This is a genomic window from Paraburkholderia agricolaris (assembly GCF_009455635.1).
Taxonomy (GTDB): domain Bacteria; phylum Pseudomonadota; class Gammaproteobacteria; order Burkholderiales; family Burkholderiaceae; genus Paraburkholderia; species Paraburkholderia agricolaris.
Window position 1 is genome coordinate 4,183,693 of record NZ_QPER01000001.1, and the last position, 14,136, is coordinate 4,197,828.

The following is a 14,136-nucleotide window of genomic DNA, read 5'->3' on the forward strand; positions in this document are numbered from 1 at the left end:
CGTGGATGAACCTTAGCGCGAAATCAGGGCGGTAAGAAAATAGACTGACATAAGTGTTGTTCTCGTATCGAAACGCTTGCAGCTTGTAAGAAGCACGCGTAGGCGGTGGGGTCATCGCATGGCGGGAGGGACGGATTTGATATCGTACGATCTATAACTACTACGCCACGAGACCCATGAGCGCCACCGCCCTGCCCGCCCGCCGCACCCTGGACAGCTTTGCCATCCTTCTGATGATTGGCTTGTGCGCGATCTGGGGACTGCAGCAAGTCGCGATCAAAAGCGCCAACACCGCATTGCCACCGATATTTCAGGCGGGTTTGCGCTCGGCGATTGCCGCGGTGCTGGTCTGGGGCTGGGCGCGATCGCGCGGCACCCCGCTGTTTCGCGACGACGGCACGTTGGGCGCGGGCTTGCTCGCGGGCGTGCTGTTCGCCGGCGAATTCGTGTGCATTTTTCTCGGCCTGACGCTAACCAGCGCTTCGCGCATGGCGGTGTTTCTGTACACCGCCCCCTGCTTCACAGCGCTCGGCTTGCACTGGTTCGCCGATGGCGAGCGGATGCGGCGCACCCAGTGGCTCGGCATCCTGGTGGCGTTCGCGGGCATGGCGCTAGCGTTCGCAGACGGCTTCCTGCACGGCCACGCGGCGCAGGGCTCGACCCTGCAGGGCGTCGCCGGCGACGCGCTCGGCGTGCTGGCCGGCGTCTTGTGGGCCGCGACCACCGTGGTGGTGCGTGCCACGCGACTTGCCCACTCGAGCGCCAGCAAGACGCTGTTCTATCAATTGATGGTGTCGGCTGTGGTGCTGCTCGCGCTCGCGCTGGGGCTCGGCCAGGCACGCGTGGAAACCGTCACGCCACTCGCGGTGATGAGCGTTGCGTATCAGGCAGTGGTCGTGGCGTTCGTCAGCTATCTGGTGTGGTTCTGGCTGTTGACCCGTTACGTCGCGTCGCGCCTGTCGGTGTTCTCGTTCCTGACGCCGCTGTTTGGCGTGACCTTCGGCGTACTGTTGCTCGGCGAGTCGTTCAGCCTGCGCTTTCTGATGGCGGCGGCGCTGGTTCTCGTCGGCATTGCGCTGGTCAATGCGCCCGTGAAGCGGGCTGCTGCTTAACGGGTGGAGTGCGCGCGGCGCGTTTCACACGCGCTGCAGGACGCAGCGCGCTTCCTTCAGTTCAGGACCGTGCAACGCGACTCACGCGTCGTCAGTTCCAGTTCCAGTTCCAGTTCCAGTTCCAGTGTCCGCGGCTGCGGCATCGCGCGCCGGCGAAGCCGCCACGATCTGCGCCACACGCACATATTCGGCCACCGGCACATCTTCGGCGCGGCGCTGCAGATCGAAACCCAGCGCTTCGAAATCCACCAGATCACGAAACGCGGCCAAGGTGTTGCGCAGCATCTTGCGCCGCTGCGAGAAGGCCGCCGTGACTACCTCGCCGAGCACGCGCTCGTCCACGGCCGGCAATTCATGCGGTTCGTACGGAATCATCCGCACGATCGCAGAATCGACCTTCGGCGGCGGCTGGAATGCCTCAGGCGGCACATCGAGTTGCTTATCGATCACGTAGCGATATTGCAGCATGACCGACAGGCGGCTGAACGCCTTGGTGCCCGGCTCCGCCACCATGCGATCGACCACTTCGTTCTGCAGCATGAAATGCTGATCGATCACGCGATCCGCGAAGGCGGTCAGATGAAACAGCAAGGGGCTCGAAATGTTGTACGGCAGATTGCCGACAATGCGCAGCGACGCCTTCTCACCAGGCGCTGCCAACGTGCCGAAGTCAAACGCGAGCGCGTCACCCGCATGCAACTCGAGCAAGGCGCCGAATTTCGTCTTAAGACGGCCGATCAGATCGCGATCCAGCTCGACCGCATGTAACGGCGCCTCGGGCGTCGCCAGACGCTCGATCAACGGTTCGGTGAGCGCGCCAAGCCCTGGTCCGATCTCGACCATGCGCTCGCCCCGCTGCGGCCGGATCACGTCGACGATCGAATCGATCACGCCGATATCGACCAGAAAATTCTGCCCGAAACGCTTGCGCGCGATATGGCCCTGGTGGCGGCCCTGTTGCTGTCTGCTGGTGGACATCGAAGAAACGCTTTGAAAGAGAACTGCTTAAGAATAGGAGCAACCGGGAGCAATCAGGAACAACCCGGCAACAAACCAGGGCCACGCGCGCCACGAACGCGAAAACAGCAAGCGGCGAGAAGCGCGTAAGCCCCGTCTGCGCGGCTGCTGGATCAGCCCGCGCGGCGGTGCTGCGCCATCGAAACCGCCGTATCGATCGCGGCGATCAGACTGCCCGCGTCGGCACGGCCGGTGCCGGCCAGATCGAGCGCGGTGCCGTGATCGACCGAGGTGCGAATGATCGGCAAGCCGAGCGTGATGTTGATGCCTTCACCGAAGGTCGCGTACTTCAACACCGGCAGACCCTGATCGTGGAACATCGCCAGCACGCAGTCGGCCTGCTCCAGATAACGCGGCTGGAACAAGGTGTCCGCCGGATAGGGGCCAGGCGCGTCGATGCCTTGCTCGTTCGCGAGCTTCAGTGCCGGGGAAATCACCTCGATTTCCTCGCGGCCCAGATAACCGTTTTCGCCCGCATGCGGGTTCAACCCCGTCACGAGGATGCGCGGCGCGGGCAAACCAAAGTGATGGCGCAAATCGTGATCGACGATGCGCAGCGTCTCGACGATCCCGTCGATCGTTAGCGCGGCAGAGACGTCTTTGAGCGGCAGATGCGTGGTAGCCAGCGCGACGCGCAACGGGCGCTTGCCAGTGCCGGCCAGCATCATCACCACGCGCGGCGTGTGCGTGCGCTCAGCCAGATATTCCGTGTGGCCGGTGAACGGGACGCCGGCGTCGTTGATGGTGCTCTTTTGCAGCGGCGCGGTGACGATCGCGTCGAACGTGCCGGCCACGGCGCCGTCGATCGCGCTGTCGAGCAGATCGAGCACGTAGCGGCCGTTGGCGGCGTCCAGCTTGCCGGCCAGCGAGGGCGCACCGAGCGGCCTATGCTGCACCCGCACGCGCTTGCCTTGCGCCAGCAACGCGGCCCAATCGACCCCGACTGCGCGCGCGCGGTCCGCCAGCAAATCCGCATCGCCCAGCACGGTGAACTGTGCGTGAGGCCAATGCGCCGCCGCACCCGCCAGCGCCTGCGCGGTCAGCTCGGGGCCGACGCCGGCGGGCTCGCCGGTCGTGATCGCGATCTGCAACGGAAGGCTGGTGGGCTGCGCGGCGGTTGTCATGATGTTTATTGCATGCTCGACAGGGTCGGCTTCACTTCCACGTAGGCGGTGTCGCGCAATTCGCGCAACCAGTCGGCGTAGGCCTGTTCCGCCTTGCGCTGACCGATCGCCTGACGCGCCAGATCCATCTGCTGCGAAACCGAGCCTTCCGATTCGCGGCGGCCCAGCACCTGAATCAGGTGGTAACCGTATTCGCTGCGCACCGGATCGCTGATCTGACCGTCCTGCAGGCTGTTCATCGCGCGCTCGAATTCCGGCACCGTCTCGCCCGGGCTGATCCAGCCGAGGTCGCCGCCTTGCGACGACGAACCGTCTTGCGAGTAGGTGTGGGCAAACTTCGCGAAGTCGCCGCCGGCGGCGATCTCGTTCTTGATTTCGAGCAGCTTCTGACGCGCTTGCGGCTCGGACATGCCGTCGCCGACGCGCAGCAGAATGTGGCGAACGTGCGTTTGCACGAGCTTCGGTGCATCGGAGCTGGTGCCCTGGCCGGCGCGACGATCGACGAGGCGCAAGATTTCGAAGCCGTCGTTGGTGCGGATCAGATCCGGATTGATCTCGCCTGGACGCAGCGTCGAAGCGGCCTTGACGAACTCAGGCGGCAGCTTGGACGGCGGCACGAAACCCGTGTCGCCACCTTTCGACGCATCCGGCGCCTGCGAATTCGACTTCGCCAGCTTCTCGAAGTTGGCGCCGCCTTTGGCTTCGGCCAGCAGGGCCTGAGCCTTTTTCTGCGCGGTTTCAATATCGGTTTCCGAGGCGTTCAGCGGCGCCTTCAGGAAGATGTGCTGAAGGTGCAGATCGCTCGTCAGACCGGCGTTCGGGCCGCGCTGGCTGGCAATGTAGTTCGCGACCTCGGCGTCCGACACCGTGACCTTGCTGTCCACTTCCTTCTCACGCAGACGCGAGAGCGTCAGCTCGGTGCGTGCGTCTTTCGTGAAGGTGGTCCAGGGCACGCCTTGCGCCTCGATGCGCGAGCGATACATGTCGAGCGACATGTTGTTGGCCTGCGCGAGCCGCTCGAGCGTTTTTTGCACGGCGGCGTCGTCGATGTTGATGCCGTCTTCTTTCGCCTTCTGCAACTGGATGCGTTCCAGCACCATCTGGTTGAGCACCTGCTGGCGCAACTGGTCCATCGGCGGGACCGGAGCGTTCTGCTGGTTCAGCCGGTGGGTAATCAGGCCGATGCGATCATCGAGCTCGCGCCGTGTAATGACACCGTTGTTGACCACTGCGGCGATGGTGTCGACCGTCTGGCCGTTATTGCCGGACGACAGCGCCTGCGCCTGAGCGGGCGCAACCGACAGGAAAGACGCTGCGGCGACCAGACCGGCCGCAAGTGTTGCCAAGCGAAGCTTTTTCATGATTGCCACAGATACTCCAATGATGTCGGGCGCGCCTGGCCCGTCTTTTCGCATGCGATAAATGATCGCGCCAGCGTCATTCGTAATTGGTGAAACGCGATTCCGGCGGCGGTGGCGGCGGCAACGGCGTATAGCCCGCCACGCTGGCGCGGAATGCCGGAATCAGCCCGTTGTCGACGGTCGACAAGCCCTTGAGCGTCAACTGCGCGAGAAACCGCGTGCTCGACTGATTCTGCCCCGACGTATTCAGACCGTTCGCATAGCGCTGAATCCCGGCGCCGAGCGTCCAGCAGTCGGCGTCGTATTGCAGACCGATCAGGCCGTCGACGATCCGATGCCCGCCCAGGTCGTAATTGAATCGCCCGACCCCGTACACCCGATGCGTCAGCGGCCACTGCCCCGAAATCAGCACCTGATTGATTGGCGTGTTATCCAGCGTGGTGTTCGCGCGCGTGTAGCGATACGCGACATTGATCACCTTGCCGGAGGCCGGGCTGAAGCCAAAGCCGACGCTCGTCTTCACCAACTGGTTGTTGTCGGCATTATATTGGAACGCCGTTTCCGAAGCGAAACCGGCGCCGAGCTTGAGCGACGCCCCCAGGATCAGGTCCGAATGCGTGGCCTGCGTGCTGGTCTGCGTAGGCAGCAGCGTGACGCGCTGATCCTGGAAGTAATACTGCTGCGCGATCACGAAGCGCGCGCGTTCGTCGCCCGTTTCCGGGTTGATGAAGCGCGTGGTGATGGCCGCGGTCAGACGGTTCGCGTCGGCGATCCGGTCGTTACCGACGAAGGTGTTCGGCGTGAAGATTTCCGCCAGCCCGAAGTCGGAGTCGGCCGTATCGAACAGCGGCGCGGACGCCTGGTTGCGGTACGGCGTGTAGACGTAGTAAATCCGCGGCTCGAGCGTCTGGATGTAATCCTGCCCGAAGAGCCGCACCGAACGGTCGAAAATCAGCCCGGTGTCGAAGGTGAGCGTCGGGATCGATTCGGTGAAATTCTTCGGCGTGCCGACCGGCACGTCGTTGCTGATGTTGTTCAGGTTGTACGACGCAAGGTGCCACTGCACCTTCGGCGTAATGAAGTACCCGGGTCCGACCGCCGAATACGACACGTATGGGTTGAACATCACCCGCTGACCCTGGGTCATGTCCGCGGTCGTGATGCGGAAATTCGTGTAGTCGGCTTCCGCGCCGTAGTCGAAACCGCCAACGTTGTACTTCGTGTACTTCACGTTCAACTGCGGCTCGCGGCCATACGGCGCGATCGAAGGCGTCAGCGTCTGCCAGTGCTGTTCGCGGGCGAGCACCGACCACGGGCCGTTGTTATAGGTCAACCCGGCTTCCTGTTGATACAGAAGCTGGGTGCCGTTCAGGAACTGACTGACCGACGACGACAGGTCTTCCGGATACGTATTGTCCGAGACCTTGTTGTAGTAGATATAACCGCCGAACCCGTTGCCGAAGTTCTGGTTGTGCTGGATGTACAGCGCGTAGCGGTTGGTATGGGTCAGGCGGTCGTCCGGCAGAAACTCACCGGTGATCGAGCCCGAATACGTCGGCGACAGATAACGGAAGCTCGACTGCAACTGCACACCGCGTTTCGAGATCAGGCGCGGTGTGATCGTCAGATCGCGATTCGGCGCGATGTTGAAGTAGTACGGCAGCGACAGCTCGAAGCCGTTTGTCGAACTCAGCGAATACGAAGGCGGCAGCAGACCGCTGCGCCGGTCACCCGACAGCGGAAACGACAGCCACGGCGAAGCGAATATCGGCACGCCCTGGAAGAACAGCACGCTGTTGTACGCGACACCTTCGTCCGCACCGGTGTCGAAATCGAACTCGCCGCCCTTGAGGTACCAGGCCGGATTGTCCGAGCACGAGCAAGCCGTGTAGGTGCCCTTCGTGAACACGGAGCGCTCGTTGTCGAGCAGGTCGACGCGCTCCGCGCTGCCGGAGCCGCCCGTCACGTTGAAGCGGTACTTCGGCGCCGACATGAAGCCTTCGCTCGAGTCCACCCGCATATGCGCTTCCGGGCCGGCAAAGACAGCGCCGTTGTTGTTCAGGTGAACCTGGCCGTAGGCATCGGCCATGTCCGTGTCCTGATCGTAGTGCAGCGCGTCGGCCTTGATGACGAAGGTATTGCGCCGCACCTCGGCCGAGCCTTTCGCGGCCAGGTCCTGATCGGTGGTGCCGCTCGTCGTGTCGCCGAGCACGAAAGTGGCCGGCTTCTGGCTGGCCTGCAACGGATGTTCTTCGAGCTGCGGGGCGAGCTGCATGCCCCAAGGCGCGTCGATAGGTTGCGGCTGCGCCGCTTCCCCCACCAGCTGGGCGTGCGCAAGCGCGGGCATCAGGCCCGGAACGGCGATCAACGCCGCTACGAGCCGCCTTTTGCGCGGCACTACGGCACAAGAGGAAGTCGTTTGGGAAAGCTGTCTAGGCGGCATGTATCGTTTGGCGAATCGGCCCGTCCGTCAGCTTCTGCAGTCACGATCCACCGCCTGCACACCCCGACCGTGACAGTCGGCTGCACATCAATATTTACAATCTGTCGAACGATGAGGCGGGCGGTAAAGCGGAATGCGCGAAAGCTGGCGTGAGTCGCGTCAAAAAAGTCGTGGGGTATTATATGGCAAGACGTTGCCCCCCTGAATTTGCCGCCGGTTTTCATGACGCTGCCCCTCTCCAAAGACTCCACCCAAGCTTCCGCCGATAGCCGCCTCGAACTGCTCAAGGCCTGGCTGAACGCCCACGCAGCACGCTATGCGCTCGAACTCGACACGCTCGCCCCGGCTTCGTCCGACGCCAGTTTCCGGCGCTATTTCCGGCTTGCCGGTAAGGCGGCGGAAGGCGGCAGCAGCGGCACCCTGATCGCCGTCGACGCCCCGCCGCCCGAAAAGTGCCGCGAATTTGTGCAGGTCGCGCATCTGCTCGAGGCCGCCAATGTGCATGTGCCGCGTGTGCTGGAGGTCGATTTCGATGCCGGGTTCATGCTTGTCACCGATCTGGGCACCGATTCGTACCTCGGTGCGCTGACCGAGGCGCAAAGCGGGGATGAGCCCCGCCGCGCCCGCTCGCTGATGCGCGACGCGCTCGATGCGCTGATCCGCTGGCAGCTCACCTCGCGCGAAGGCGTGCTGCCGCCGTTCGACGAAGCCTTCCTGCGCCGCGAGATGGAATTGATGCCGGAGTGGTTCCTCGGCCGCCATCTGAGCCGCGAGGTCGACGAAAAGACCCGCGGGGTGCTCGATCGCACCTTCGCGCTGTTGATCGCCAGCGCCCGGGCACAGCCGCAGGTCTTCATGCTGCGCGACTTCATGCCGCGCAATCTGATGATCGCGGCCGAGCCCAACCCTGTGAATCCCGGCGTGCTGGACTTTCAGGACGCGGTGTACGGCCCAATCACCTACGATGCCGCCTCGTTGCTGCGCGACGCCTTCCTCGGCTGGGACGAAGAGTTCGAGCTGGATTGCTTCGTGTACTACTGGGAGCGCGCGAAAAAAGCCGGCCTGCCGGTCGATCCGGATTTCGGCGAGTTCTACCGCCAGCTCGAATGGATGGGGCTGCAACGGCACATCAAGGTGCTGGGGCTGTTCTGCCGGATCAACTACCGCGACGGCAAGCCGCACTACATGAAGGATCTGCCGCGTTTTATCGGCTATGCCCGCAAGGTCGCTGAACGCTATGCGCCGCTGCGTCCGTTCGCGAAACTGCTGGACGATCTCGAAGGCCGCGCGAATGAAGTCGGCTACACCTTCTGACCGATGACGATGTCTCTGAAGAAAGCGATGATTTTCGCCGCCGGGCGCGGCGAGCGCATGCGTCCGTTAACCGACACATGCCCCAAACCTTTGCTGGAAGCCGGCGGCAAGCCGTTGATCGTATGGCAGATCGAACGCCTCGCACGCGCCGGCTTGCAAACCATTGTGATCAACCATGCGTGGCTCGGCGAGCGGATCGAAGCCGTACTCGGCGACGGTTCGCACTGGGGCGTGCAATTGCGCTATTCGGCGGAACACGAGGCACTGGAGACGGCGGGCGGTATCGCGCAGGCGCTGCCGTTGCTGGAAGACGCGGGCAGCAGCGAAGTCTTCGTCGCGGTCAGTGGCGACGTCTACGCGGATTTCGACTACGCGGCACTCGACACGCGAGCCAAAGCGCTGAACGCGCTAGCCACGCCCGGCATGCATCTGGTGATGGTGCCAAACCCGGCGTTTCATCCGAACGGCGATTTCGGCCTGGTTGACGGAACGCTGTCGCTGGATACGCAACCGCGCTTCACATTCGGCAACATCGGTCTCTACGACACACGCATGTTTCGCGATCTGCCGCGCGGCACGCGGCGCGCGCTCACGCCGTACTATCGCGAGACGATTGCGCATGGTCTCGCGAGCGGGGAGGTGTATGAGGGTTTGTGGGAAAACGTCGGCACGCCGGCACAGCTACAGACTCTGGATCAGCGCCTGAGCGCACGATAGTCGCCGGGAGCCCGGCGCAAGAGGTTCGCCCAGGTTCGCGTCGTCACGCCACGCCACCCTGGGCGCCGACGCAAAACTTCACCGTCCGCCGTCGCCCACGCTCACCGTTTCCGCCGACTCCGGCGTCTCAGCGGCACGTTGCTGCTGCAACGCCCACATCTGCGCGAACAGCCCGTTCGCACTCAACAACTCGGCATGTGTCCCGCGCTCCACGATCCGCCCTTTGTCCATCACGATGATCTGCTGCGCGTGCACCACCGTCGAAAGCCGGTGCGCGATGATCAGCGTCGTACGCTCGCGAGCGATCTGATCGAGCTCATGCTGGATCGCACGTTCCGAACGTGAATCGAGCGCCGAGGTCGCTTCGTCGAACAACAGGATCGGCGGATTCTTGAGGATGGTCCGAGCAATCGCGACGCGCTGCTTTTCCCCGCCGGACAACTTCAGGCCACGCTCGCCGACCGGCGTTTCATAACCCTTCGGCAGTCCTTCGATGAAGTCGTGAATATGCGCCGCGCGCGCCGCCGCGATCACTTCCTCGCGAGTAGCCGACGGACGGCCATAAGCGATGTTGTAGTAGATCGAATCGTTGAACAGCACCGTATCCTGCGGCACGATGCCGATCGAGGCACGCAACGAATCCTGCGTGACGTCGCGAATATCCTGGCCGTCGATGGTGATCGCGCCGCCCGTGGCACGGTCCAGATCGTAGAAGCGGAACATCAGCCGCGCGAGCGTCGATTTGCCCGAGCCGCTATGACCGACCACCGCGGTGGTGCTGCCCGCCGGAATCGTGAAACTCACGTCGTGCAGAATCTGCCGCGCCGGCTCATACGAGAAGTTCACATGTTCGAAGCGCACCTGCGCACCGCTCACCCGCAACGCGGGCGCGTCCGGCACGTCGGGCACTTCCTGCGTGGCGCCCAGCAGCGTGAACATGCGATCCATATCGGTGAGGCTCTGCTTCAGTTCCCGATACACGACGCCGAGAAAATTCAACGGGATATAGAGTTGCAGCATGAAGGTGTTGATCAGCACCAGATCGCCGAGCGTGAGGCGCCCGGCCATCACGCCTTCAGTCGCGCGCCACAGAATGAACACGAGGCCCGTGCCGATGATCGCCTGCTGCCCGAAGTTCAGCGCCGACAGCGAGCGCTGCGATTTGATCGCGGCCGTGCGATAGCGCTTGAGATTTTCGTCGTAACGGTGCGCTTCCCACTCTTCGTTGCCGAAGTACTTCACCGTCTCGTAGTTGAGCAGCGAATCGATCGCGCGCGAATTCGCCTTTGAATCGAGCTCGTTCATCGTGCGGCGAAAATGCGTGCGCCATTCGGTGACTTTCACGGTGAATACGATGTACGCGGCAAGCGCAATGAACGTGACGATCGCGTAATACGCCTCGTATTTGACGATGAAAAAGCCGAGCACGAGGCCGACTTCGACGAGGGTCGGCAGAATGCTGTACAGCGAATACGAAATCAGTTGCGTGATGCCGCGCGTGCCGCGTTCGATATCGCGCGACATGCCGCCCGTCTGCCGATCGAGATGAAACCGCAGCGACAGGGCATGCAAATGGCGGAACACTTTCAGCGCGAGCTGGCGCACCGCGCTTTCGGTTACCTTCGCGAACAGGATCTCGCGCAGCTCGGTGAAAAGCGAGGTGGACAGCCGCACCACCGCATAGGCGACCACCATCAATCCAACGCCGCCAAGCAGCACAATGCCCGGCGAATCGTGCGCACGGCCGAGCGCGGTGAGATGCTTCACCGACGCGAGGCCGTCGATGATCCGCTTCATTACGATCGGCACGCCGAGATTCGCGACCTTCGCGCCGATCAGACAACTCAGTGCGAAGCCCACGCGCCATTTATAGGTGGCGAGGTAGGGCAGTAAAGACAGGATCGTTTGCCAGTCGTTGCGCGGCTGGGTCGAGATCGGGGAAGGTTCGGACGAGGGCGTACGGCGCATGGGATCGGCTGGGGAGAGTATGGAAGCGACGGAGTTCGCAGCGGCGCGCCGACCGGCAGCGTGCCAACCTCGCACTCTGCTTGATGTCGCGCGACCCGGCTGGGCGCTTTCCCGTACAATTCCTGATCTTTCTATTGTCGCAGAAGCTGGCTGGCGCCGCTTTTCATGGGCTGACCGGCCGCCGGTTGCAGGTGGACCGCGCCGATGTGGTGTCATTGCGTCGTGCAGTTGCCATGAAATCCCCGCCTGCCTCTCGAGCCGACCGAGCCATTACGAATTTCAAGGGTGCCCCGATGACCGATATCCTCCAACTTCCGCAAAAGCACTGCGCCCTGCGCGTCGTTCCGCAGCCGTCGGACGCGAACGTCCATGGCGACGTGTTCGGCGGCTGGATCATGGCACAAGTGGATATCGCCGGTTCGATTCCGGCAAGCCGCCGTGCCAACGGCCGGGTCGCGACCATCGCGGTCAATTCGTTCGTCTTCAAGCAGCCGGTGTTCGTCGGCGATCTGCTGAGCTTTTACGCGGACATCGTCAAGACGGGCAATACGTCGATCACCGTGGCGGTCGAGGTCTACGCGCAGCGTATGAGCCTGACCGAAGACCTCGTGAAGGTCACCGAAGCAACCCTGACCTACGTCGCCACCGACAGCGACCGGCGCCCACGCGCGCTGCCGGTGCTGGATTAAACGGCGGATAGGGGCATTGAATGAAATCGAGGCGCCTGAGCGCCTCGCTTAACTTCACAGGTTGTCCTTACCCGGTTGCGTTTGCGAGGCGGCTAGCGCCCCTACTGCCCGGCCCAAACGCAGCCGAACCCGCAATCGCTGTCCGGCCCGCAGCCGCTTACTGGCTCGCCGCCGCACCAGCCGCCGCCTTCTTCTGCGCATTCTGCAGATTCGTCGGATAGTTGGGATCGTTACGCGACGGGTTATACCCGTTGCTCTCCAATTGCTTCAACTCTGCGTTCTTCTTGGCGCGTGCCGCCTTGCGGGCGGCCTTGCGTTGCGCCCTGGCGGCTGCCTTGGATGCGGCCGACGGCTTGGCGGCATTGGTGGTATCGGCCGCCGGAGCACTTGCATCGTTTTGTGCGAACGCCGGTGCAACCGAAGCGACGCTCAGTACAACCGAGGTCAGCAGCACAGCCCATTTCTTTGCAGGTGAAGACGTCATTTTTCTCTCCAGTCGTATTGGAAGATATTCGACGGCGAAACGCCCAAGACGGAGTGCGAGCAGCGAAAGGCGGGCGCAACGCCACGTGAATCGATGCTTCGTGGTTCCCGGGGAAGTCTGAGACGGGAATCCCGAATATATACGACTGCCACGCGCCCGCAAACCGGTAATCCCCCTGCAAGCGGCCGCTGCATGTGCCAGGCGGCGCGCACTCTCACGAACCGTGACGCAAATAAGCGTCGACCTGCCCATCGATCCATTGGGCGAAATGCGCCTGTTTCGCGTTCAGGATCTCGCGTTGCTGCCAGACCAGCCAGTACGGATAGCGATACGGCACGCGGATGTCGGTGATCTGCACCAGCTCGCCCCGCGCGAGCGCATGCGCGACGAGGCTGCGCCGCTCGAGCGCGACGCCCTGCCCGAGCAGCACGGCGCCGATCACGATGTTCGAATCGTTCGCCGACAAGACCGCCGCTTCGGCGGCCGGCTCGGCCACCTGTGCCGCCTGGCACCAGTCGCTCCAGGGCGCGTCGGGGCTCGAGATCAGCGGACATGCGAGCACGTCCTCGGCCGTGCGAGGAAAACGGCCATGCGGCCCGAACGCGAAATGCGGTGCCGCGACCACGAGCATGTCGTCGTCGAATAGTTTCTGTTGTGCGACGTCGGGCCAATGCCCTTGCCCCATGCGAATGCCGATGTCGCTGGTGCCCTGGCGAAAATCCTCGATCTGCAGATTCGTCATCAGGCGTACGCGATAGTATGGATGCGCTTCGCGGAAACTCGCGAGGCGCGGCACGAGCCAATGCTGCGCGAACGACGGCACGGTTGAGATCACCAGATCGCTTTGGTGCGGGCGCGCCTGCGCACGGCGGGTCGCCAGGGTGATGTCGCGCAGCGCGGAGCGTATTTCGAGCGCGTACAGCCGGCCGTCGTCGGTAAGGCGCAAGCCACGTGCTTCGCGCACGAACAGCGCGACGCCCATCGACTCCTCCAGCACCTTGATCTGCTGACTGATCGCCGAATGCGTGACATGCAACTCCCGCGCGGCCGGCGTCACGCCGCCGAGCCGGGCGACGGCTTCGAAGCAGCGCAGAGCAGCAAGTGGTGGAATGGGTTTCATGTAAGAAATTCTGACGTAAACCGTCGAATAATGTCGCTTTTTCTGCCATGAAAAGACGGTTAATCTATTGCCTTCACGCTCCGTAAGCGCCGCCTGACAGGCAAATCGCCGCCTACCCGCTCGCACGGGCAGCCATATAGATCTTCTAACGGGATTGAGATGAAACTGATCGGAATGCTGGATTCACCCTACGTGCGCCGGGTCGCTATCTGCCTGAAGTTGCTAAAACTCGACTTCGAGCATCAGTCGATTTCGGTGTTCAGCACTTACGACGCGTTCGCGAAGATCAACCCGGTCGTGAAAGCGCCCACGCTGATCCTGGACGACGGCCAGCAGGTGATGGATTCGACTGTGATCCTGCAATACGTCACCACGCTCGCCGCACCGGATCAACGGATTTTCCCGACCCAGGCGGACCACTGCCTGCGGGCAGCACGCCTCACCGGTCTCGCGCTGGCCGCATCTGAAAAGACCGTGCAGATCGTCTATGAACGCAATCTGCGGCCGGCGGAGAAACAGCATGAGCCGTGGATCAATCGGGTGACCGAGCAATTGCACGCCGCTTACCGTGAACTCGAAGAGGAACTCGCGGCGGCGCCGCTGCCGGTCGAACCGAACCGTTTCGGTGCAGCGGACGTGGCGGTGGCCGTCGCGTGGAACTTCACGCAGATGTATTTGCCGGAGATCGTCACCAAGGCAGCGCACCCCCACTTGCAGGCATTTTCCGAAGTGGCGGAACAACTGCCGGTTTTCCTCGACACGCCTGCCGCCTGAGATACCCGCCGGA

12 protein-coding genes are annotated in these 14,136 nt (G+C 63.0%); 5 read left to right on the forward strand and 7 right to left on the reverse strand.

The window, feature by feature from the left end:
- The first annotated feature begins 176 nt into the window (after nucleotides 1-176).
- Entirely contained in the window at nucleotides 177-1,112 is a 936-nt protein-coding gene (locus GH665_RS18355; protein WP_153137302.1) for a DMT family transporter, read from the forward strand.
- An 81-nt stretch (nucleotides 1,113-1,193) separates the two neighbouring features.
- Here the strand turns inward: GH665_RS18355 and rsmA are convergent, their stop codons facing one another.
- From rsmA to GH665_RS18375, 4 genes are all read right to left on the reverse strand, one after another.
- Nucleotides 1,194-2,090 carry a 16S rRNA (adenine(1518)-N(6)/adenine(1519)-N(6))-dimethyltransferase RsmA gene (rsmA, locus tag GH665_RS18360; RefSeq protein WP_153137304.1) on the reverse strand — a complete coding sequence of 299 codons (897 nt, stop codon included), beginning with the start codon at nucleotides 2,088-2,090 and terminating at the stop codon, nucleotides 1,194-1,196.
- Nucleotides 2,091-2,242: 152 nt separating this feature from the next.
- Entirely contained in the window at nucleotides 2,243-3,253 is a 1,011-nt protein-coding gene (gene pdxA / locus GH665_RS18365; RefSeq protein WP_153137306.1) for a 4-hydroxythreonine-4-phosphate dehydrogenase PdxA, read from the reverse strand.
- A gap of 5 nt (nucleotides 3,254-3,258) precedes the next feature.
- Nucleotides 3,259-4,623 carry a peptidylprolyl isomerase gene (locus GH665_RS18370; RefSeq protein WP_153137307.1) on the reverse strand — a complete coding sequence of 455 codons (1,365 nt, stop codon included), beginning with the start codon at nucleotides 4,621-4,623 and terminating at the stop codon, nucleotides 3,259-3,261.
- Nucleotides 4,624-4,690: 67 nt separating this feature from the next.
- A complete protein-coding gene (locus GH665_RS18375) occupies nucleotides 4,691-7,057 on the reverse strand; it encodes an LPS-assembly protein LptD (RefSeq protein ID WP_153137308.1) in 2,367 nt (788 codons plus the stop codon).
- Between the two features lie 222 nt (nucleotides 7,058-7,279).
- Here GH665_RS18375 and GH665_RS18380 point away from each other — a divergent pair, with 222 nt between their 5' ends.
- Nucleotides 7,280-8,371 (forward strand): aminoglycoside phosphotransferase family protein, encoded by a 1,092-nt coding sequence (locus GH665_RS18380; RefSeq protein ID WP_153137310.1) that lies wholly within the window; start codon nucleotides 7,280-7,282, stop codon nucleotides 8,369-8,371.
- Between the two features lie 3 nt (nucleotides 8,372-8,374).
- Nucleotides 8,375-9,088 carry an N-acetylmuramate alpha-1-phosphate uridylyltransferase MurU gene (gene murU, locus GH665_RS18385; RefSeq protein WP_153137312.1) on the forward strand — a complete coding sequence of 238 codons (714 nt, stop codon included), beginning with the start codon at nucleotides 8,375-8,377 and terminating at the stop codon, nucleotides 9,086-9,088.
- 78 nt (nucleotides 9,089-9,166) lie between these two features.
- Here murU and GH665_RS18390 read toward each other — a convergent pair whose 3' ends face one another.
- Entirely contained in the window at nucleotides 9,167-11,056 is a 1,890-nt protein-coding gene (locus GH665_RS18390; RefSeq protein WP_153137314.1) for an ABCB family ABC transporter ATP-binding protein/permease, read from the reverse strand.
- 293 nt (nucleotides 11,057-11,349) lie between these two features.
- Here GH665_RS18390 and GH665_RS18395 point away from each other — a divergent pair, with 293 nt between their 5' ends.
- The gene (locus tag GH665_RS18395) at nucleotides 11,350-11,745 is read left to right on the forward strand and encodes an acyl-CoA thioesterase (RefSeq protein ID WP_153138584.1); all 396 of its coding nucleotides are present in this window, start codon (nucleotides 11,350-11,352) and stop codon (nucleotides 11,743-11,745) included.
- A 157-nt stretch (nucleotides 11,746-11,902) separates the two neighbouring features.
- On the opposite strand, the gene GH665_RS18400 is transcribed toward GH665_RS18395, so the two are convergent.
- On the reverse strand, nucleotides 11,903-12,229 hold the full coding sequence (locus GH665_RS18400; RefSeq protein ID WP_153137316.1) for a DUF4148 domain-containing protein: 327 nt from the start codon (nucleotides 12,227-12,229) through the stop codon (nucleotides 11,903-11,905).
- Nucleotides 12,230-12,443: 214 nt separating this feature from the next.
- Nucleotides 12,444-13,349: a LysR substrate-binding domain-containing protein gene (locus GH665_RS18405; RefSeq protein WP_153137317.1), complete on the reverse strand. Its 906-nt coding sequence runs from the start codon at nucleotides 13,347-13,349 to the stop codon at nucleotides 12,444-12,446.
- Nucleotides 13,350-13,508: 159 nt separating this feature from the next.
- On the opposite strand from GH665_RS18405, the gene GH665_RS18410 reads away from it, so the two are divergent.
- Nucleotides 13,509-14,123, forward strand: coding sequence for a glutathione S-transferase family protein (locus tag GH665_RS18410; RefSeq protein WP_153137319.1), 615 nt, complete (start codon nucleotides 13,509-13,511; stop codon nucleotides 14,121-14,123).
- Nucleotides 14,124-14,136: the final 13 nt, after the last annotated feature.